General features: G+C 65.9%; 22 protein-coding genes. 12 read left to right on the top strand and 10 right to left on the bottom strand.

The genetic code is table 11. The features are described 5' to 3' along the window. Positions 1-261: 261 nt before the first annotated feature. Positions 262-3009, top strand: coding sequence for an ATP-dependent Clp protease ATP-binding subunit (locus tag CFOUR_RS09515; RefSeq protein ID WP_290179303.1), 2748 nt, complete (start codon positions 262-264; stop codon positions 3007-3009). On the opposite strand, the gene CFOUR_RS09510 is transcribed toward CFOUR_RS09515, so the two are convergent. After that, positions 2943-4418, bottom strand: a complete 1476-nt coding sequence (locus CFOUR_RS09510; RefSeq protein WP_085957269.1) for an alpha/beta fold hydrolase — start codon at positions 4416-4418, stop codon at positions 2943-2945. The two genes, CFOUR_RS09515 and CFOUR_RS09510, sit on opposite strands and share 67 nt — an antisense overlap. Positions 4419-4442: 24 nt before the next feature. On the opposite strand from CFOUR_RS09510, the gene CFOUR_RS09505 reads away from it, so the two are divergent. After that, complete coding sequence (locus CFOUR_RS09505; protein ID WP_074432070.1) at positions 4443-4613, top strand: DUF4236 domain-containing protein; 171 nt, start codon at positions 4443-4445, stop codon at positions 4611-4613. Here CFOUR_RS09505 and CFOUR_RS09500 read toward each other — a convergent pair. Next, positions 4592-5449: an HhH-GPD family protein gene (locus CFOUR_RS09500; protein ID WP_290179300.1), complete on the bottom strand. Its 858-nt coding sequence runs from the start codon at positions 5447-5449 to the stop codon at positions 4592-4594. The genes CFOUR_RS09505 and CFOUR_RS09500 overlap by 22 nt on opposite strands. 22 nt (positions 5450-5471) lie before the next feature. On the opposite strand from CFOUR_RS09500, the gene CFOUR_RS09495 reads away from it, so the two are divergent. Then, positions 5472-6092, top strand: coding sequence for a carbonic anhydrase (locus tag CFOUR_RS09495; protein WP_101706371.1), 621 nt, complete (start codon positions 5472-5474; stop codon positions 6090-6092). Between the two features lie 9 nt (positions 6093-6101). Then, positions 6102-6824 (top strand): hypothetical protein, encoded by a 723-nt coding sequence (locus CFOUR_RS09490; protein ID WP_085957272.1) that lies wholly within the window; start codon positions 6102-6104, stop codon positions 6822-6824. On the opposite strand, the gene CFOUR_RS09485 is transcribed toward CFOUR_RS09490, so the two are convergent. The 3 genes from CFOUR_RS09485 to CFOUR_RS09475 form a co-directional block, all read right to left on the bottom strand. Then, positions 6817-8100 carry a hypothetical protein gene (locus CFOUR_RS09485; protein WP_143338985.1) on the bottom strand — a complete coding sequence of 428 codons (1284 nt, stop codon included), beginning with the start codon at positions 8098-8100 and terminating at the stop codon, positions 6817-6819. The two genes, CFOUR_RS09490 and CFOUR_RS09485, sit on opposite strands and share 8 nt — an antisense overlap. Before the next feature lie 59 nt (positions 8101-8159). Then, a complete protein-coding gene (radA, locus tag CFOUR_RS09480) occupies positions 8160-9512 on the bottom strand; it encodes a DNA repair protein RadA (RefSeq protein WP_085957274.1) in 1353 nt (450 codons plus the stop codon). Positions 9513-9598: 86 nt separating this feature from the next. Next, positions 9599-10177, bottom strand: a complete 579-nt coding sequence (locus CFOUR_RS09475) for a hypothetical protein (RefSeq protein WP_085958390.1) — start codon at positions 10175-10177, stop codon at positions 9599-9601. Positions 10178-10343: 166 nt separating this feature from the next. On the opposite strand from CFOUR_RS09475, the gene CFOUR_RS09470 reads away from it, so the two are divergent. The 8 genes from CFOUR_RS09470 to rlmB all read left to right on the top strand — a co-directional run bounded on the left by CFOUR_RS09470 (position 10344) and on the right by rlmB (position 16871). Further along, positions 10344-10934: a CarD family transcriptional regulator gene (locus CFOUR_RS09470; protein WP_085957275.1), complete on the top strand. Its 591-nt coding sequence runs from the start codon at positions 10344-10346 to the stop codon at positions 10932-10934. Position 10935: 1 nt separating this feature from the next. After that, entirely contained in the window at positions 10936-11613 is a 678-nt protein-coding gene (ispD, locus tag CFOUR_RS09465) for a 2-C-methyl-D-erythritol 4-phosphate cytidylyltransferase (protein WP_085957276.1), read from the top strand. Positions 11614-11628: 15 nt separating this feature from the next. Further along, complete coding sequence (gene ispF / locus CFOUR_RS09460; protein ID WP_085957277.1) at positions 11629-12108, top strand: 2-C-methyl-D-erythritol 2,4-cyclodiphosphate synthase; 480 nt, start codon at positions 11629-11631, stop codon at positions 12106-12108. A 90-nt stretch (positions 12109-12198) separates the two neighbouring features. Next, positions 12199-13452, top strand: coding sequence for a hypothetical protein (locus CFOUR_RS09455; RefSeq protein WP_085957278.1), 1254 nt, complete (start codon positions 12199-12201; stop codon positions 13450-13452). Between the two features lie 30 nt (positions 13453-13482). After that, positions 13483-14043 carry a hypothetical protein gene (locus tag CFOUR_RS09450; protein WP_085957279.1) on the top strand — a complete coding sequence of 187 codons (561 nt, stop codon included), beginning with the start codon at positions 13483-13485 and terminating at the stop codon, positions 14041-14043. Continuing rightward, positions 14044-14601: a hypothetical protein gene (locus tag CFOUR_RS09445; RefSeq protein ID WP_085957280.1), complete on the top strand. Its 558-nt coding sequence runs from the start codon at positions 14044-14046 to the stop codon at positions 14599-14601. It begins immediately after the preceding gene. Positions 14602-14612: 11 nt separating this feature from the next. Beyond that, a complete protein-coding gene (gene cysS / locus CFOUR_RS09440) occupies positions 14613-15938 on the top strand; it encodes a cysteine--tRNA ligase (RefSeq protein WP_085957281.1) in 1326 nt (441 codons plus the stop codon). Between the two features lie 3 nt (positions 15939-15941). After that, a complete protein-coding gene (gene rlmB, locus CFOUR_RS09435; RefSeq protein WP_085957282.1) occupies positions 15942-16871 on the top strand; it encodes a 23S rRNA (guanosine(2251)-2'-O)-methyltransferase RlmB in 930 nt (309 codons plus the stop codon). On the opposite strand, the gene CFOUR_RS09430 is transcribed toward rlmB, so the two are convergent. Genes CFOUR_RS09430 through CFOUR_RS09410 form a run of 5 tightly spaced genes read right to left on the bottom strand, consistent with a single transcriptional unit; the run spans position 16837 to position 20322 of the window. Next, complete coding sequence (locus CFOUR_RS09430; protein WP_085957283.1) at positions 16837-17616, bottom strand: CE1 family esterase; 780 nt, start codon at positions 17614-17616, stop codon at positions 16837-16839. The two genes, rlmB and CFOUR_RS09430, sit on opposite strands and share 35 nt — an antisense overlap. Then, positions 17598-18293 carry a trehalose-phosphatase gene (locus tag CFOUR_RS09425; protein ID WP_085957284.1) on the bottom strand — a complete coding sequence of 232 codons (696 nt, stop codon included), beginning with the start codon at positions 18291-18293 and terminating at the stop codon, positions 17598-17600. The genes CFOUR_RS09430 and CFOUR_RS09425 overlap by 19 nt, the downstream gene beginning before the upstream one ends. Beyond that, positions 18290-18685, bottom strand: a complete 396-nt coding sequence (locus tag CFOUR_RS09420; protein WP_179154802.1) for an META domain-containing protein — start codon at positions 18683-18685, stop codon at positions 18290-18292. Before CFOUR_RS09420 ends, CFOUR_RS09425 begins: the two co-directional genes overlap by 4 nt. Next, positions 18682-19959: an alpha,alpha-trehalose-phosphate synthase (UDP-forming) gene (locus tag CFOUR_RS09415; protein WP_085957286.1), complete on the bottom strand. Its 1278-nt coding sequence runs from the start codon at positions 19957-19959 to the stop codon at positions 18682-18684. The genes CFOUR_RS09420 and CFOUR_RS09415 overlap by 4 nt, the downstream gene beginning before the upstream one ends. Continuing rightward, the gene (locus tag CFOUR_RS09410; RefSeq protein WP_085957287.1) at positions 19960-20322 is read right to left on the bottom strand and encodes a hypothetical protein; all 363 of its coding nucleotides are present in this window, start codon (positions 20320-20322) and stop codon (positions 19960-19962) included. Positions 20323-20343 lie beyond the last annotated feature (21 nt).

Genomic DNA, 20343 nt, shown 5'->3' with positions numbered 1-20343 from the left:
CAACACGTGTGGCGCGTGCGGGCACATGATGACCTACGCCGAGTACGGCGCGTCGTGCCCCGCGTGCCGCCACCCGTTCAACCCGGGGGTGCAAGCTGCACGAAAACACCTATTTCAGGCCCGTTCGCTAAGGGTGAACACCGGGCACTACCTGCGCTTATCGCCGTTTTCCTGGGAAGTGGACCCAAAACCAGGGAAGTGATGTCGGACCCCGGCGTTATGGTGGTGGACAACTGATTTAGGAAAGAAGGGGTCAGCCACATGTTCGAGCGGTTTACCGACCGGGCCCGTCGCGTCATCGTCCTTGCACAGGAGGAGGCGCGCGAGCTCAACCACAATTACATGGGCACCGAGCACATCCTGCTCGGCCTGATCAAGGAGGGCGAGGGCGTCGCAGCGAAGGCGCTCGAGTCCATGGGCATCAACCTCGACGACGTGCGCCGCGAGGTCATCGACATTATCGGCCACGGCACCCAGCCGGTGACCGGGCACATCCCGTTCACCCCGCGCGCGAAGAAGGTGCTGGAGCTATCCCTGCGCGAGGGACTGCAGATGGGCCACAAGTACATCGGCACCGAATTTCTGCTGCTGGGCCTCATCCGTGAGGGCGACGGCGTGGCAGCCCAGGTGCTGATCAAGCTGGGTGCGGACCTGCCGCGCGTGCGCCAGCAGGTGATCCAGCTTTTGTCCGGCTACGAGGGTGGCGAAGGCCAGAACCCGGAGTCCCCGCAGCAGGGCCAGCCGGGCTTCGCCGGCGCTGGCGCAGGCCCGCGCAGCGGCGGCGGCCCGCAGGGCGGCGAGCGCTCCAACTCCCTTGTGCTGGACCAGTTCGGCCGCAACCTCACCGCGGCCGCGAAGGAAGGCAAGCTCGACCCGGTTGTCGGCCGCGACCAGGAGATCGAGCGCGTCATGCAGGTGCTGTCGCGCCGCACCAAGAACAACCCGGTGCTCATCGGTGAGCCCGGCGTGGGCAAGACCGCCGTGGTGGAGGGCCTCGCCCTGGACATCGCCAACGGCAAGGTCCCCGAGACCCTGAAGGACAAGCAGGTCTACTCGCTCGACCTGGGTTCGCTGGTGGCCGGCTCGCGCTACCGCGGCGACTTCGAGGAGCGCCTGAAGAAGGTGCTCAAGGAGATTAACCAGCGCGGCGACATCATCCTGTTCATCGACGAGATTCACACTCTCGTCGGCGCAGGTGCCGCAGAGGGCGCAATTGACGCCGCTTCGTTGCTGAAGCCGAAGCTGGCCCGCGGCGAGCTCCAGACCATTGGCGCGACCACGCTGGACGAGTACCGCAAGCACATTGAGAAGGACGCCGCTCTGGAGCGCCGTTTCCAGCCGGTGCAGGTGGACGAGCCGTCTGTGGAGGACACCGTCCAGATTCTCAAGGGTCTGCGCGACCGTTACGAGGCGCACCACCGCGTGTCCTACACCGACGACGCGCTTAAGGCGGCAGCCACCTTGTCGGACCGCTACATCAACGACCGCTTCCTGCCGGATAAGGCCGTCGACCTGCTCGATGAGGCCGGCGCCCGCATGCGCATCAAGCGCATGACCGCCCCGGAGGACCTGCGCGAGGTGGACGACCGTATCGCTGAGGTGCGCAAGGAAAAGGAAGCGGCGATCGACGCCCAGGACTTTGAAAAGGCCGCCGGCCTGCGCGACACCGAGCGCAAGCTGGGGGAGGAGCGCTCGGCCAAGGAGCAGAAGTGGCGCTCCGACGACCTGGAGGACATCGCCGAGGTCGGCGAGGACCAGATCGCGGACGTGCTAGCCCACTGGACCGGCATCCCGGTGTTCAAGCTCACCGAGTCCGAGTCGTCTCGCCTGCTCAACATGGAAGACGAGCTGCACAAGCGCATCATCGGCCAGGACGAGGCAGTCAAGGCGGTCTCCCGCTCCATCCGCCGCACCCGTGCCGGCCTGAAGGATCCGAACCGCCCGTCCGGCTCCTTCATCTTCGCCGGCCCGTCCGGTGTGGGTAAAACTGAGCTGTCGAAGGCGCTGGCGGAGTTCCTCTTCGGCGACGACGACTCGCTGATCCAGGTGGACATGGGCGAGTTCCACGACCGCTTCACCGCCTCGCGCCTGTTCGGTGCCCCTCCGGGATACGTCGGCTACGAGGAGGGCGGCCAGCTCACCGAGAAGGTGCGCCGCAAGCCGTTTAGCGTCGTGCTCTTCGACGAGATTGAGAAGGCGCACAAGGAGATCTACAACACCCTGCTCCAGGTGCTGGAGGAAGGCCACGTCACCGACGGCCAGGGCCGCAACGTGGACTTCAAGAACACGGTGCTGATCTTCACCTCAAACCTGGGCACCTCCGACATCTCCAAGCCGGTGGGCCTGGGCTTCACCGGCGACAGCGCAGTGGATGCGGATGCGCAGTACGAGCGCATGAAGGGCAAGGTCAACGACGAGCTGAAGAAGCACTTCCGCCCGGAGTTCTTGAACCGCATTGACGACATCGTGGTGTTCAAGCAGCTCAGCCAGGACGAGATTGTCCAGATGGTCGACCTGCTGATCGGCCGCGTGGACAAGAACCTGGCCGCGCAGGACATGGGCATCGAGCTGACCGAGAACGCGAAGAACCTGCTTGCGGTCCGCGGCTTCGACCCGGTGCTGGGCGCGCGCCCGCTGCGTCGCACCATCCAGCGCGAGATCGAGGATGTCCTGTCCGAGAAGATCCTGTTCGGCGAGATCGGTGCTGGCGAGATCATCACCGTGGACGTCGAGGGCTGGGACGGCGACGCCGAGTCCGCCCGCAAGGACCGCGGCAAGGCCGCGCCGGACGCGACGTTCACCTTCACCCCGCGCCCGCGCCCGCTGCCGGCAGAAGCGTTCGACGTGGAGCCGGAGGAAGAGGTCCGCGACATCGAGCCGGAGCGCACCCAGCCGGAGTCGGAGGCGTCAGAGTTCCCGGATGAGCGCGACAACGCCGACGATCAGAAGGGCAGCGATGGCAAGGACGGCAAGGAAGGCGACGAGGGTAACGGCCCCGAGCCGGTGTAAAACCACCAGCCGAGCGCGCCAAGCGCGCCGAGGACAGCGGCAACGATCGCGGTGATTTCCACGGCGTTGAGCCCCTCCTCCACCTCGTAATCGGGGTGGTCGGAGGGGCATACCTGTGTCATGGGCTTGCCCTCGAAGCGGTCGGTCAACCAATCCACCACGTTGTTGGTCTGCAGAATCAGCGGCAGCGCGTGGCCCGAGCCTGGGGCGCGCGGTGTGAGCTCGAGGCGCCCGGATGACAGCGGTTGCGTCGGTGATCCCGGGACCGCCACGCGGCGGTACTCCACGTCGGCTCCCAGGGCGCAGTAATCTTCTGCGAGCTGGGTCGCCTGCGGCTCCGGGACGAGGTCGTCGTCTGGGTTCGTCAGCACCATAATCGGCGCGTCCGGCTTCACCTTGCCCAACTTGTTGCGTTCGAGGTACTTGCCAATCCGGTCGTCTTCCTCCGCGATTTCGGCGAAGGATTTGCCGTCGATAAAGAGGTCGTCGAAGGACTTTTGCGGGGCTGCGGAAGCATCCACTACGCAGGAGGTTTTCAATCCGTCGAGCCAGATCTTGCCGTCGTCGGTCAGGTGCTCGTCGAGCGCGTCGCTAAATTCCGGGTAGGACTCGGCGTAGCTGGCGGCGGCGAAGCCGGCCACGGCGGTCAGCATCGGGCCGGAGCCCTGCTGCAAAACAGCCAGCGGGTCCGCCGGGGGAGCACCGGCGAAGGTGCCCACCACGTTGAGCTCCGGGGCGTAATCGCCCGCCAACTCAGCCGCCGCTGCGGCCGCGCCCCCACCCTGGGAGTAGCCCCAGAACGCGACCTTCTCGCCTGGCTTGGCCACGGCGCGGGCGGCGTCGATGACGGCGTGGCCCTGCTCCACCCGGTTGAGGTAGGAGTGCACACCGTCGGTGCCTAGTCCGATGTAGTCGGTGACTACGACGCGGTAGCCGGCGTCCTGAAGCATCTGCACCATCGGCGCCTCGTAATTGACGTTGACTGTGCCGTCGGTGCCGATGGAGGACAGCATCGAGGACCCGGCAGATGGTGCACACTGGTCGCCCAACCCGCGCGTGCCCGGGGCGAGTACCACCAGTCCTTTGGAAAACGGGCGCTCGTACAGTGCGCCGGTGACGGGCACCTTCTCACCGCTTTCGTTGAGCGAGGTGTAGCGGATGCGTTTGCCCTCGGAGCCTCCGACTCGCTTCTTCGCGTCAAGCTCACCCGCGACGGGGCCCGCTTGCCCGTTGAGCGCGTGCGACGACATCTCCGGCAGGGACGACAGCGAGGACGCATCGCCGACAACCTCCGCGGTGGAGGAGCCGACAGAAGACAACGACGAGAGCGATTCCGCACTGAGATCCTCGGCCTGGGCGTAGGGGGCCAGAAGGATAGGTGCAGCGATAAGACACCAGCGTTTGCGCATGAGCAGCAGTGTAAGCTGCCCGCCATGGGAATTCAGTACCGCAAACGCCAGAAGATCAGCGACGGCAGCTGGCTCAACTACTCAAAGTCGGGCGTGTCTGCGTCGAAGAAGATCGGGCCGGTGACGTTCAACTCCCGCGGCGGCGTCTACGTCAAGCTGCCAGGTGGCCTGCACTACCGCGGCAGGTGGAAGTAACCCCGTTCGTTCTGGACCGCGAGGCCGTCGTCAAGCAGCGAAAATAGCGCGCGGGAAAGTTGCGCGGGGTCGTGCCAAAGATCATCGATGAGCTTTTGCTCCACGGGGCTGTCCGACTCGCGCAGCAGGCGCATGATCTTGCCGCGCACCTGGCGGTCGGTGCCAGCGAATTTCTGCGAGCGCTTCTTTACGGGGGATTCCGGTTTGCCCGCCGCAAGCCACGCGCATTCGGAGCTGAGGGGGCACACCTCGCAGCGGGGCGCTTTCGCGGTGCACACCAGCGCGCCGAGCTCCATCAGCCCGACAGAAAACTCGGGGCCGTTGTGCTCCGGTAGCAGCGCCGCAACCTGATCGATCTCTTTCTTGCCGGGCGCCCCAAACGCCTCGCCGCGCTCTACGCGAGCCACCACGCGCCGCACGTTCGTGTCCACCACCGGCACGTTCTTGCCGTACGCGAAGCACGCCACAGCCCGCGCGGTGTAGTCGCCGATGCCAGGCAGAGCGAGTAGCTTATCGACGTCCTCCGGCACCACCCCGCCATATTCGCGCACAATCACCTGCGCGCATTCCTTCAGCCTAAGCGCCCGCCGCGGATAGCCGAGGTTGCCCCACGCACGCAGGACCTCGTCCGAGCCGGCCTGCGCAAACGCTTCCGGGGTGGGCCAGCGCTCAACCCACTTCTGCCAGATGGGCGCGACGCGCTCCACCTGGGTCTGGTGGCTCATTACCTCGCTGAGCAGCACTGCCCACGCGGATACCGAAGGCGAACGCCACGGCAGGTCGCGGGCGTTGGCGCGGTACCAATTGATGATCCGGTCCGGGCGAATTTTGGTCACAATGCGTGCAACAATAGTGGCTATGACTGAAGTAACAGAACTCCAAGCCGCCACCTCCCCTCGCGAGGTGTGGGAGCTGCTCAAAGAGGGCAACGAGCGTTTCGCCACCGGCAACACCGCGGACCCGCGCCGCGACCCCGTCACCCGCCAGCAGCTCACCTCCGGGCAGAACCCCGCCGTCGCCGTGGTGGGCTGCTCCGACTCCCGTGTCCCCGTGGAGCTGTTGTTCGACGCCGGCTTCGGCGACATCTTTGTCATCCGCACCGCCGGCGGCTGCGTGGACTCTGCAGTGTCCGCGTCCGTGGAATTCGCCGTGGACGGGCTCGGCGTGGACCTCGTGCTCTTCTTAGCGCATGAGAAGTGCGGAGCCGTGGGCGCGGCCGTGGAAGCGCTGGAGTCAGGCCACGTCCCGGCCGGTCTGACCCGAGTGTTCGTGGAAAAGATTTCCCCGGCCTTCGCTGAGGCCAGAACCCGTGGTGAGCAGGTGGAGCACGCGCACGCCCGCAACGGTGCGGAGCACCTGGCGGCGCGCATCCCGTCCGTGATGGCCGGGCTTGAGGCGAAGACGGTCGGCGTTGTCGGTGCGCGATACCGACTCTCCGACGGCCGTGTCGAGACCCTTTACGAAAACTTCGGTGATTAAGTTATAGGCATGTCGAACCAGCGCCCGCTTCCTCCAGAGATCTATATGCGCCGTCGTGTGGCGGCCCTCGTCATCCTGTTGGTCGTAGTGGCGCTGCTGGTGTGGGGGCTGTCCGCCTTCGCGCGCAGCGGCAAGACCGACGAGCCCGCAGAGGCGCCTGAGACCACTGCTGAGGCGCCGTCGACCACTCTGGCCACCGAGCCGACGGTGCAGCTTTCCGGCGAGAGCGAGACCACTGCTCCGATGAGCAGCACCGCCGCCACTTCCGCTGCGCCGGCAACCGAGCAGACCGCCGCCGCGCCGGCAACCGAGCAGACCGCCGCAGCGCCGGCGAAGAAGGGCTCGTGCGAGCTGTCGGATCTGCGCATCCAAGCGTCGAGCAACCAGCCTTCCTACGCCAAGGGCGTCCAGCCGGTGTTCTACATGGAGGTGGAAAACCCCACCGACACCGACTGCGTGATCAACCTGGACGACAATCTGCTGCGCTTCGAGGTCTACGACATGGCCACCAACGACCGGATCTGGTCCGACACCGACTGCTACCCGCCGGTGGCAGCCGGCACCGTCGAGTTCGCGCCGGGGGAGAAGCGCCGTTGGGAGGCGCGCTGGTCCGCCACCGCCTCCCAGCCGGGGCAGTGCGACAGTCGCCCGGAAGTTAAGGAAGGCTCCTACTTCCTGCACGGCGTGATCGGGGAGAACGCCTCGGACGCCAGCCCCTTCAACATCACGTAGCAATTCGGTCTAGCGCCTGCGCGTAGGTCGGCGACCCGGAAAGGGTTCCGAAGTCGCGCAGGTAGGCGGTGGCCCACCCCTGGGCTTCACGGTCGTACGTCTCGGTGGCTCGTTGGTGCACGGATTCGAGCACCAGCGCGGATTCGGCGAAGCGATCGCAACAAAACAGCGACACCGCGTTGTCGCACAGCGCGAACAGGGTCTCGCGTGGGTTGCCCGTTTGCGCGGTCAACGGCAGCGACCAGGAGGACAGGTCCACCGCCTCAGCGGCACGCTGGGTGTGCTGCAGCGCTCTGACTACGTTGCCGATGTGCTCCGCGGCCAAGCCGTCAGTCGCCCCAGCCTCCACATACTCAGTAAACGTCCGCTCGAGCCTCGCGCGCGCAGACGGCCAGAGCATTCCGAAACCTGGGTCAGCGGCGGACGCCGCGAACTGTGCCACCGCGGACGCCGCCTGGAGCCTGAAAAACGGGGCACCGTCTCCGGCATCCACGATGTCCTGCGCGGGGGAGACCAAATGCATTGCGGCGTCGAAGGCGTCTTTGAGCAGCAGGGAGCGCAGCGCCGTCGAGTACCTGCGCAGGGCGGTGTCGGCGTTCTCGTCTGCAGTGTCCAGCAGCAGGCACGCCGCGGCGTCGCGCATCGCGCCGATATCCATATAGCTCTGGGCCTTGATCAGGGCGAGATCCACCTCCTCCATGCCCGGCTGGACTACGGAAGGGTCCGCGCGACGCAGTCGCTCCGCCGCGTCCAGAAACGCCAGGGTATCCAGGGGCCGGCGAGCCTCGTACGCCAGCAGCGCGAGCTGGAATACCGTCACGTAGTGCAGCGACGGGTGGAAGGCCACCGCCCCTGCAGCATCGAAGATCTCCTGGGCGAGTTGGGTGTGCAGGTCCAGATCCTGCAGTGTCATCACCCGCTCCAGCAGATCCTCCGGGGCGATTATTCGCTTGCCAACGGGTGCGGGCAGTGAGAACAACACCGTGTCCGCGTAGTCCGCCAGTTCCAGCGGCGGCACCTCGGCGCGGCTTGGCGCACCACCAAACGCCTCTGCCAACGCCGCCACGCGCGGGTCCGTCCCAGGCCACCGCGGAGAGGTGAACCGCACCAGCGGAAACTCGCCCAAACCAGCCTCTGCGGCTGTCGCGAAAAACTCTCCCAGTGGGCTGAGCGCCTCCGCCGGGTGCTCGATAAACGGCTCTGTGCCTGAGACCAAGCCCAGCGCTTGGTCGTGCAGCCCTCCCCGCACAAGCCTCGTGGCTGTCTCGATTACCAAAACAACGTGGTCCGGATATGCCGTATGTTCCCGAAGAATGTCCCCCATATTCATGGCGCTTACCTTAGCAACGCCAAAGCCTCGGCGAGGGTCGAAACTGGGCGGACTGAAAGGCCGTCGATACGCAGCTGCTCTCCTGCGGGAACGATCGCCCCCGTATACCCCATGCGCGCGGCTTCTTGGAGGCGGCGGCCGAGGTTGGGCACCCGGCGGATCTCTCCAGCCAGGCCGACCTCGCCCACCACGACCGTCTTTTCCGGCAGCGGCTTGTCGTGCAAGCTGGACCACGTGGCTAAGGCGACCGCCAAGTCCGTCGCCGTTTCGGTGATTTTCACGCCGCCGACGGTGGCCACGTACGCGTCTTTGTCGTTCGTGCGCTCGCCGCAGCGGGCCTGCAGCACCGCCAGCACCATGGGCACGCGGTTGAAATCTAAGCCGGTGACCACGCGGCGTGGACTCTTGTTCACCGGATCCACGGTCAGCGCCTGCACCTCGGCGAGGATGGGGCGCACCCCGTCCATCGCCACCGTCACTGCGGAGCCGTCCGGGGTCTTGCCGCGGTGGGAGAGGAACAGGCCCGACGGGTCGCGCACCTCACGGATGCCGCCCGCTGTCTGCTCGAAGCAGCCGACCTCGTCCGTCGCGCCGAAGCGGTTCTTGATGCCGCGCAGCATGCGCAGCGACGACTGCCGGTCTCCCTCGAAACTCAGCACCACATCCACCAGGTGCTCCAGCACTCGCGGGCCGGCGACGTTGCCGTCCTTGGTCACGTGCCCCACCAACAACACCGGGATGTTGGTGGTCTTCGCCAGCGAGGTCAGCGCCGCCGTGACGGCGCGGGACTGCGCCACGCCTCCCGCGACTCCCTCGACGCCGGCCGCGTGCATCGTTTGCACCGAGTCCACGATCAAAAGCGACGGCTTGAGCTGATCCACATGGCCGAACACCACGTCCAGGTTGGACTCCGCAGCAAGATAAAGCGTGTCTTTGAGCGCGTCCGTGCGCTCTGCGCGGGCGCGGACCTGCCCCGCAGACTCCTCAGCCGTGACGTAGAGCGCCTTGCGGCCCTGGGCCGCCCAGCGGGAGGCGACCTCCAACAGAAGAGTGGACTTGCCCACGCCCGGCTCGCCCGCCATCAGCACGACGGAACCGGGCACCACGCCGGAGCCGAGGACGCGGTCCAGCTCCCCGATGCCGGACTTCACCGTCTTGGTCGCCGCCGCCTCGACCTTGGTGATCGGGCTCGCGGGCGCGGACGGGGTCAACGCCGACGTCTTGGCCGGCCCCGCCGCCACCGGCGCTTCCTCTTGAAGCGTGCCCCACGACCCGCACTCCGGGCAGCGGCCCAGCCACTTGGGGGAGGAGTAGCCACACTCCGTGCAGGTGTGGATTACGCGTGGTTTCTTCGCCATGCGCCACACCGTATAACACGGCCTCGACACGGTGTTTGAACATGAAAAAACCGCTGGTCAAGCCAGCGGTTTCGGGGTTGAGGTGACTAGTGCTTCTGCTCGTGCGTCTGCTCGTTTTCGCCGACCTGGCGGTCGACCTGGCCGGAGGCCAGCGTCGGAGCGGAAACGGTGGCCACGACGTCCAGGGAGCCGGTGTCGAAGTTGAAGGTCACCGGGACGTTGCCGCCGTAAGCGAAATCGTCGTTTGCCAGTGCGGTGGCGGTGTACTCGATGCAGTTGCCGTTGTTGTCCTGCGGCATGCGCTCCAGGCCGTCAGCGGAATCGGCGACGAGTGCGCAGTTGTAGGCGATGGTGGAATTGCCGGTGATGTTCACCTTCTGGCCGTTAACGTCCACGGACTTCAGGGCGTGGTCCTTCATGGAGGTGTCCTGGTTGGTGGCGGTGAACTTCAGGGCAGCCTGACCGTCCTCCGCGAGCACCACGGTCACGTCGCGCACAGCGACGGCACCGTCCTCGGTGGAGGCGCTTGCGCCGTCAACGGCCGCGACCTGGTTCGACGTCTGGGTGATCTGGCCGGCGGAGCAGCCAGCGAGGGCCAGGGTTGCGCAGCCAGCGACTGCGACGACAGCGGCGCGCTTCAGGGACTTCACGGGGGTGTCCTCCATCATCAACTCATTCGAGGGTTTTCTCCGCAATACTCTAGCGTCTGCACAGCAAGTTTTCCCACTTGCTCCCCCTATTGGGCGAGGGGACCTTTGGTCGTCGATAAGCAAAATGCTTGGTGGTAAGGTGTTGGGGTCTGAACTTCGCCTATCGACGCAAGGAGCCGCAATGGAATTCAAGGTCGGAGAAGTGGTTGTGTACCCGCACCACGGAGCGGCCCGCATCGCCGACATCGAGCAGCGCGAAATGCGCGGGGAGACTCTCGATTACCTGGTGCTGCAGATTCTCCATTCGGACCTTGAGGTACGCGTGCCGGTGAAGAATTCCGAGCTTGTCGGTGTGCGCGACGTGGTCAATAAGGAAGGCCTGCAGAAGGTCTTCTCCGTGCTGCGTGAGACCGACGTCGAGGAAGCCGGCAACTGGTCCCGCCGCTACAAGGCGAACCAGGAGCGCCTCGCTTCCGGCGACATCAACAAGGTCGCCGAAGTTGTGCGCGACCTCTGGCGCCGCGATCAGGGCAAGGGCCTTTCCGCTGGTGAGAAGCGCATGCTGGGCAAGGCGCGCCAGATTCTCGTGGGCGAACTCGCGCTGGCGGAGCCGGTGGACGAGAAAAAGGTCGAGGAGATGGACAAGGAAATTCAGTCCATCATCGACGCGCAGGTCAAGGCCGGCATCTCCGAGGATCCGGGTCAGGTTGACGACGATGACGAGGTAGACCTGGACGACCTCTCCTTCGACGACGAGGACGACGACAAATAAATTGCGCCGCGAAACGGTAGCGGTCGTCGCAGCGGCGGGGCAGGGCACTCGGCTCGGCGCTGCCGTGCCCAAGGCATACGTGGAGCTTGGAGGCCGCACGCTGCTCGAGCGTTCCGTTGCCACCATGGCGAGCGTGGTCGACCGGGTCGTCGTGGTGGTCAGTCCCGAGATGGAGGCCGAGGCGCGGGGGATTCTGTCCGGCTACGCGGTGCAGTTCGTCCACGGGGGTGCGGAGCGCGCCGACTCCATCTATGCGGCCCTGAATGCGGTGCCGCTTGACGACGCCTGCATTCTGGTCCACGACGCCGCCCGCGCACTGACCCCGCCGGAAATGGTCTCGCGCGTGGTCGATGCCGTGCTGGGCGGCGCTGCCGCTGTTGTTCCCGTGGTGCCGGTGGCGGACACCGTGAAGCGGGTTGCGGGGGATGCGGTGGAGGAGACGCTGGACCGGTCTGTGCTGCGCGCCGCTCAGACACCGCAGGGGTTCGACCTGCGCCAGCTGCGGGAGGCGAACGAGAAGTACCTGGCAGAAGATCCGTCCTTCGTGGCGACCGACGACGCTTCGCTCATGGAGTGGTTCGGTGCGCCGGTGACCACCGTGGAGGGGGACCCCATGGCGTTCAAGATCACCACGCCGCTGGACCTCCGGTTGGCGGAAAGCCTTGTCGGCACACTCTGAAGTACGGTCGTAGCCATGACAAACCTTCGCGTAGGCACCGCATTTGACGCCCACCAGATCCAAGCCGGGAAAGACTGCTGGATTGCCGGCATTCTCCACGAAGGTCAGGACGGCTGCGAGGGCCACTCCGACGGCGACGTGGTCAGCCACGCCGTCGTCGATGCAGTGCTCTCGGCCGCCGGGCTCGGCGACCTTGGCTCCTTTGTCGGTGTGGGCCGACCGGAGTATGACGGGGTGAAAGGCACCCAACTGCTCCAAGAGCTCAAAGAGCTTCTGGACGACCACGGGCACACCGTGGTCAACGTATCCGCCCAACTGATCGGCCAGACCCCGAAAATGGGGCCAGTGCGCGAGGAAGCGGAGCGTGTGCTCTCGGAGGCGCTCGGCGCCCCGGTGTCCGTGTCCGCGACCACCACGGACCACATGGGCTTTACCGGAAGCGGTCAAGGCCGGGCGGCGATTGCCACAGCGCTAGTGGAGCTGAAGGCGCTCTAACAGGGAACGAAAGTACCTATTTCAGGTACTTAAGTTCTCTTCCTGCGGTTTTAACTTTCTTCCAGTGTTTTGCTGGGTTACGCTAACCGCATGCAAAAAGTATGGACAGCGTTTGCTGCGGCGCTTACCACTGTGGCGGTAGCGCACGCCCCCGTCGCCGGCGCGATCCCGGCGATGCCGCAGGGCTACCCGATTGAGAACTACGGCTCCACGTGCGACGCCGGTGTCACCCCGGAGTGGCGCTACGGTGAGACGGCCCGCCGCTACCTGGCGGACGGCACCCTCCAGTTCACCAACCGCACCGACCAGACTGTGCCGTACACGGCAACGGTCGAGACCGGTACCAACCGCAAGATCGAGGCGAACTCGAAGGCGGAGCTGCCCAGCGGCTGGGACACCACCGCCAAGACGGACATTGGGCTGAAGGAATCCAATGGCTGGATCGAGGGCGAGACGTTCGGCCCCATCGAGCTCGGCCCGGGCGAATCCTTCCGCGTCGATTACGGCGTGCTGGAAAAGGACTTCATCTCCATGTTCATGACCTGCGATAACGGGGTGCTGCGCAATGCGCCGGGCGCCAACGTCATCCGCGGCACCGGCCCGGCGGAGCGCTACGCGTTCGCCTACATCATCAAGGCGGACGGATCCGTCTCCAACCTGGCCATGGAGATCCCCTCGCGCGCTGAGGGCGCGAATTCCAAGCCGGCGGGCGACACCTACAACGCAGTTTCCGGGCCGAGCCTGGAAAAGGTGGCAAGCGAGCGCGACACCGTGGTCAAGCCCGATGAGAACTTCCGCCGCGATGCAGAGTGGCCGGAGCTCGACGAAGCTGCGCGCAAGGGTGACAAGTCGTACTACCCGTACGACATTGAGGCGGTCGCGCCGACCTTCCGCAAGCCGGGCTACTCGCAGGACTTCCTCAACTGGTCCAAGGGCGACTACACCTTCCGCCCCGTGACGGACTACGTCGTCGGTGCGGAAAACGCCCAGTACGTCAACTGGATGGGCGCAGAAGGTCAGCTGCCCGAGGGCTGGCTCACCTCCGTCGGCGCGGTCAAGCGCGCCTACATGCCGGTGAACACCCCGCTCAAGCCGATCGACCTGAAGCCGGGCGACCGGGTGCGCGTCGAGTACGGCACCACGATGACGCGCATCAACTACCGCGAAATCTCCGCGGGCCGCGACGGCAAGTACTCGCGCGTGACGTCCCACCCGCAGTCGACCGCCCCGTCCGGATTCTGGGCTGAGGCCACCGTGACCAGCAAGGACGGCACCGAACGGAAGATCGACGTCACCCCGGACGAGTACCGCAACCTGCCGGTGCCCACCCAGTCCTACCTCTAAAACCACATCTCAAGCACAAAGGAACACATCATGATCAAGCGCTCCCTCGCCCTGCTGACCACCGCAGCTCTCGCCCTCGCTCCGGCCGCCAACGCCCTGCCGCAGCGCACCTACGACGAAACCAACCCGACCACCATCGGCGAGCACTGCGCCGTGCCGGGTGACCGCGGCCAGACCGTGGAGATCGTCCGCAGCTACTTCGACGGCTCCGCCGGCACCTGGACGGTGTCCAACTACAACGACGAGCCGCTGCCGGTCACCCGCTCCGTGACCGAGACCAAGACGAAGACCTGGAACGTCACCGCAGGTTTGAGCTTCGACGTGGCCAAGCTGATCCAGTTCACCTTCTCCACCAGCTACACCGACCAGCAGTCCTACGAGGTCGGCGAGAAGATCGGCCCGTACAACGTTGCGCCGGGCAAGACTGCCGTGCTGCAGGCCGGCTGGATCGTCTCCGACTTCAAGGGCCAGGAGACCGTGTGCGGCACCGACGGCACCTGGCAGGCTGCCGGCAACACCTTCACTGCGACCATGCCGAAGGAGCGCCACGTCCGCGTCAGCACCCGCGACAACATCGACTGGGGCGCATAAATGAAAAAGGCGATCCTCGCAGTGACAGCGGCGTTCGCGCTAGCGCCGGCTGCCAATGCGGCACCCTACGACTTTGAGCTCCCGCAGCGCTGGAACACGGATCTTGCTCCGGGCAGCCACTGCGCCACCCCGGGCATGACCGACACGTACGTGGATGCCACCCGCCGCTGGTTCAAGCAGACCGACGCGGCGAGCGTGGGCAACGACACCGAAGGTCCCGTGCCGGTGGAGCAGACGGTGAAGGAAAAGCGCGTGCAGACCCTGGAGGTCTCCGGCACCTTCACCCCGAAGGGGGACTTGGTCAAAAACGTCTCCCGCGCGTACGGCTGGAACTACGTGCACGAGGTCAGCTGGTCGCTGAACCAGGTGGTTGGCCCGTACACGCTCGATGCCGGCAAGCAGGGCCGTCTCGTGTGGGGCTTCACCATGCTCGACGGCGACGCCCAGGACGTCAAGTGCAGCGCGGACCAGGTGTGGCAGCCGGTTGGCAACCCCTACCAGTTCAGCATTCCTGAGGCGCGCTACTCGGAGCTGAAGGTGGACACGTCGTCTCTGTAGACTGCGGTGTTGTGAACCAACGCATCTTCGACACCAAAACCCGCACGCTTCGCGACTTTGAGCCGATTACCCCCGGCCACGTCTCGATTTACTTGTGCGGCGCCACCCCGCAAGCCAAACCCCACATCGGGCACTTGCGCTCCGGGGTCGCGTTCGACATCGTGCGCCGCTGGTTTCTCGCCAACGGCAACGATGTCGCCTTCGTGCGAAACGTCACGGATATCGACGACAAAATCCTGACCAAGGCGGCTGAGCACGACCGCCCCTGGTGGGAATGGGTGTCCACCTACGAGCGCGAGTTCACCCGCGCGTACGACACCCTCGGAGTGCTCCCCCCGTCCGTCGAGCCGCGCGCGACCGGGCACGTGACCCAGATGGTCGACTACATGCAGCGGCTTATCGACGCCGGCTTCGCCTACCCCCGCGAAGGTTCCGTCTACTTCGACGTGAACGCGTGGGTGAAAGCGGGCGGGGACTACGGTTCGATCTCCGGCAACCGCCTCGAGGACATGACCGGGGAGGACCCGGACTTCGCCCTGTGGAAGGCAGCGAAGCCCGGCGAGCCGTCTTGGCCCACCCCGTGGGGCCCGGGCCGGCCCGGCTGGCACCTGGAGTGCTCGGCGATGTCCACCTGGTACCTCGGCTCCGAGTTCGACATCCACGGCGGCGGGCTCGACCTGCAGTTCCCGCACCACGAAAACGAGCAGGCGCAGTCCCACGCCGCGGGCGACGGGTTCGCGCACTTCTGGATGCATAACCACTGGGTGACCATGGCGGGCGAAAAGATGTCCAAATCGCTGGGCAACGTGTTGTCCATCGACGCGATGCTGGAGCAGGTCCGCCCCGTCGAGCTGCGCTACTACCTCGGCTCCGCGCACTACCGCAGCGTGCTGGAGTACTCGCCGGAGGCGCTGCAGGAAGCGGCGGCGGGCTATCGGCGCATCGAGGAATTTGTCAAGCGCGCCGGCATGCCAGAGCCCACCACCTGGACCGAGGGGTTCGAGCAGGCGCTCAACGACGATTTCTCAGTGCCCAAGGCCCTGGCCGAAATCCACAACATGGTGCGCGAGGGCAACAAGGCTGCCGACCCGAAGCCGATCGCCGCGCAGGTGCGCGCGATGGCGGCGGTGTTGGGTGTGGACCCGGGGGCGTGGCCGTCGTCGTCAAGCAACAGCTCCGCACTCGACGTGCTGGTGCGCGCGGAGCTGGAGCGCAGGGCGACCGCCCGCGCGGAGAAGGACTGGGCGACCGCCGACGAGGTGCGCGACAGGCTGGCCGCGGCCGGCATCGAGGTGACCGACACGGCCGAGGGGCCGCAGTGGCAGGTGAAGGAGTAGATCATGGGCAAACCGTACGAGCGGCCTGACAAGCAGAAGAAGAACAAGAAGGGCCCCACGAAGGGCTCGGGCGGCCAACGCCGCCGCGGCCTGCGCGGCAAGGGCGCGACCCCGAAGGCGGAGGACCGCGTCTACCACGCAGCCCACAAGCGCAAGCTAGAGCAGAAGCGTCGCGCGCAGGGTCGCCACGACCGCGAGGTCGCCGACATGGTGGTCGGCCGCAACCCGGTAGTGGAGTGCCTGAAGGCGAAGGTGCCGGCGGAAGCGATGTACGTTGCGGCTGGCACCGGCCACGACGAGCGCCTCAGCGAGGCGGTGGGCCTGGCCAACTCCAAGAGCATCCCGGTGCACGAGGTGCCGCGCCAGCAGCTCGACGCGATGACCGGCAACGGCATGCACCAGGGCATCGGGTTGAAGATCCAGCCGTACAAGTACGCGGACTTCGACGACCTGCTCGAGTCCGTGGACGGGCCCGGCATGTTCGTGGTGCTGGACAACATCACGGACCCGCGCAACCTCGGCGCGGTGATCCGCTCCACCGCGGCGTTCGGCGGCAACGGCGTGATCATCCCGGAGCGTCGCTCCGCGCAGGTCACGGGTGTTGCATGGCGCACCTCCGCTGGCACGGCCGCGCGCCTGCCGGTCGCTCGGGTGACCAACGTGACGCGCACGGTGAAGCAGTTCCAGGACAACGGCTACACGGTTGTCGGCCTGGATGCGGGCGGGGAACACACCCTCGACACCTTCGACCAGGCCACCGACCCCGTGGTCATCGTTGTCGGTTCCGAGGGCAAGGGCATCTCGCGCCTGGTGCGCGAAAACTGCGACGTGATCATGTCGGTGCCCATGGAGGACTGGGTGGAATCCCTCAACGCCTCCGTCGCGGCCGGGGTGGTGCTCAGCGAGTTTGCCCGGCAAAGAAGAATTCGCTGAGCAGCTGCCCGCCCGTCGGGGTTTTCGGGTTGTGCCCGAGGCGCGGGTCGAGGTCGCGCTCGACCGGCACCATGTGCCCGGCGCCCTCGAGGGTGACTAGCCGGACCGGGTGGTCGCCGCTGAAATCGTCGACCCGGAGCTTGTCGCCTGTCGACGTCACGTGACCGTCGCACCCGTTCAACTCAGCGAAAAACGCCGCCGAGTCCTGCGCGGAGCGGGTCTCGCCCCGGTTGTTGCCGCCGATGCCGGACATGCCGCCTGCATAGGGCACGAGCTTGTCCTCGGTGCCTTGGACGGACAGCAGTTTCGTCGGCTGGTAGTTGTCGGTGGTGGTGAGGGTGTTTTCGGGCGTTGGCATGGAGGCGCCGAAAGTGGCGGCGCCGGAGAGCAGCCCTGGGGCGTCGAAGAGCAGGCGCAGGATCATCTGCCCGCCGTTGGAGAAGCCGCAGCCGATGGTGGGCACGTTGTAGTGCGCGACAATCTTGGTGAGGAAACCGACGTCGTCGATGCGCATGCGGCGCGCGTCCTCGTTGAAGCCGGCGCGCAGGTCGTTGAAGTGGTGCTTGACGCCGTCCGGGTAGACCACGGTGGGACCCAGCCCTTCGAAGGTGTGGTCCGTAAAGTTGCGCATCACGTTGCTGGATTGCAGCGAGCCGTGCAGGACCAGCAGCAGGGCGTCGGTGGTGCCCTCAATCTCGATCCAGCGGCGTTCCTGGCCCTGGTGGACTAGCGTGTGGCGCTCCATGCCTCCCTTTCTTCGGCGAGTTGGGTGAGAAATTGTGCCATGGCACCAACATCCGGCACCCGGCGGGTGGCCCGGGTGGGTTTGTGCCCCACCTTGATGCCGATGTCGTTCGGGCCGAGCACTGCGATGGCGTGCTCGTCTGTGTCGTCGTCGCCTGCGAAAATGGTGGTGTCGAAGCGGCGCTTGTAGGCGGAAAGCCAGGTGCCCTTGGTGATGTCGATCGCGGAAAACTCCACCACGTTGTGCCCCTGGGTCTTCGGCCGCCCGCGGGTGTCGATCGTGTTCGCCTCGGCGAGGATGGCCGTTGCGCGCGCCTCGTTATCGACCTGTGCGACGTGCAGCACGCGCTGGAACGGCTTGACCTCCACGTACGCGCCGTCGGTGGCGATGCGGCGGAGCTGCGCTTCGATATCGTCCAGGTAGGCGCGGTCGGCCGAGGTGAGCTCCGGGCCCGGTTCCGCCCCGTGGGAGCCGACGACGGTGACGGGAAAATCCGCCGGCAGCACTTTTGCAATGCCTTCGATGTGGCGGCCGGTGAGGATGACCACCTCGGTGTCCGGCAGCGCAGCGAGGCGCCTGATCGCGCGTTCTGCGCCCGGGTGGATGCGCACGCTATACGGGTCCGGGTTCAGCTCCGCGAGGGTGCCGTCGAAGTCCAAGCAGACAAGCAGGCTCATTGCATCAGCCTCAAGGTCTGCCCGTGCTCGCCGACGAGGACGAGCTCGAAATCGGCGGGGCTGGAGATGCTGAACGACGCACCGTCCGTCAACAGGGGAGCGAGCTGGTCGTGCGTGTGGCGGGCCCAGCCCGAGCACTCGCCTGGGTCTGACAGCTCGACCTCATTCAGGCTGACGGTGTCTTGCTCTTCTTCGTATTCTTCGAAGGTGCCGGTGACATCCGCGCAGCCGGTGGTGCCGGTGAACCTGTGGTCGTCGATACGCACACGCGCAACGGACGTCTCTGTGGCGGGCTGGTCCTCGGCCGTGCGTACCGAGACCACTTGCCACGTAGGGCCGGACGTGCACGCCGCGAGCGCGAATAGCGGCACCAGTGCGAGGGCGCGCCTCACAGCTCCTCCAAAAACGACTGCGCCCACGCGGCCACATCGTGCTCCATGACCCAATCATGCATGTGGCGCATCCGGGCAGCATCCGGTTCGGTGGCGCCGACGATGGCGGCCTTAACGGACTCCAAATCGAACGGGTTGCACAGGTACGCCTGGTTCAACTCCACGGCCGCCCCCGCAAACTCGGAGAGCACCAACGCGCCGTCTGCATTCGGGTGGGCGGCCACGTACTCCTTGGCCACCAGGTTCATCCCGTCCTTGAACGGAGTGACCAGCATGATGTCCGCGGCCGCGTAGAAGGTGCCCAGCTTCTCCTTGGGCACGCTGCGGTGGATGTAGTGCACGATCGGCCGGCCCACATCGCCGAAACGGCCGTTGATGCGGCCGATGGCTTCCTCCACGTCCTTGCGCGTCGTGCGGTAGTGCTCGATGCGCTCGCGGGAGGGGGTGGCGAGCTGGATGAACGCGACGTCGTCGAGCGCGCCTTCTTCCAGCAGCGACTCAATCGCGAGCAGGCGCTGCAGGATGCCCTTCGTGTAATCCATGCGGTCCACGCCCAACAGCAGGTGCTTGGGGTTGCCCACTGCCGCCCGCAGCTTCGCGACGTCTTCCTCCGGCGCCACCGCAATCTCACTTGCGTCGATGGAGATGGGGAAGGTGCCCGTGCGGATGTCCTGCGTAAGCAGGCGGAAATTGTCCTCGTCCGTGTTGCGCTGGAAGCCGATGAGGTCGCAGCCTTTGAGGCCTTCCAGAATCTCGTTTCTCCACGGCAGCTGCTGGAACAGCGCCGGGGCGGGGAAGGGGATGTGCAGGAAAAACCCGACAGTGACATCGGGCCGCAGCTCTTTGAGCATGCCCGGCACCAACTGCAGCTGGTAGTCCTGCACCCACACCGTGGCACCGTCGGCGGCTGCGCGTGCGGCAGCCTCCGCAAACTTGCGGTTGACCTCCACGTAGCTGTCCCACCACTCCTGGTTGTACTCCGGCTGGACAATCAGGTCGTGGTAGAGCGGCCACAGGGTGGAGTTTGAAAACCCCTCGTAAAACCGCTCGAAATCGTTCTGGTCGAGCGTGACCGGCACGAGGGAAATGCCGCCGAATTCGAACGGCTCGAGAGTTTCGCCGATGTTGCCGGGCCACCCCACCCAGCAGCCTTCGCGGGCGCGCAAAACTGGGGCGAGGGCGGCGACGAGGCCGCCCGGGGAGACCTCGTAGTGGTCGCCGACCTTGTCCACCGGCAGGCGATTCGCCACGACGACGAACTCGTTGTCCCCCATTTACGCCTTCTTCGCGGCCTTCTTGGTGGTCTTCTTCTTGGTGGCCTTCTTGGTCGACTTCTTCTTGGTGGCCTTCTTCGCCGACTTCTTGGTCGACTTCTTCTTCGAAGCTTTCTTCTTCGTCGCCTTCTTCTTGGTGGCCTTCTTCGGAGCCTCCTCCTCGGCCTCCTTTTCCAGCTCCTCGACGTAGCGCTTGTACACGAAGCCCTTCGGAGCCACGCCCAGCATGGACATCAGCGTCACACCGTCCAGGAAGTCCTCGGCGTAGGTAGCCACGATCCGACGGGCACCCGAAGCCGTTTGCTCCTCAACGGCATGCATCGCCTCGGCGGTCGGGCGCGAATCGGTGATCTTGGGTGGCACTACGGTCTCCTCCTTGCATCA

It is taken from the genome of Corynebacterium fournieri, from assembly GCF_030408775.1.
Taxonomy (GTDB): domain Bacteria; phylum Actinomycetota; class Actinomycetes; order Mycobacteriales; family Mycobacteriaceae; genus Corynebacterium; species Corynebacterium fournieri.
This window is presented reverse-complemented; position numbering and strand designations above follow the sequence as displayed.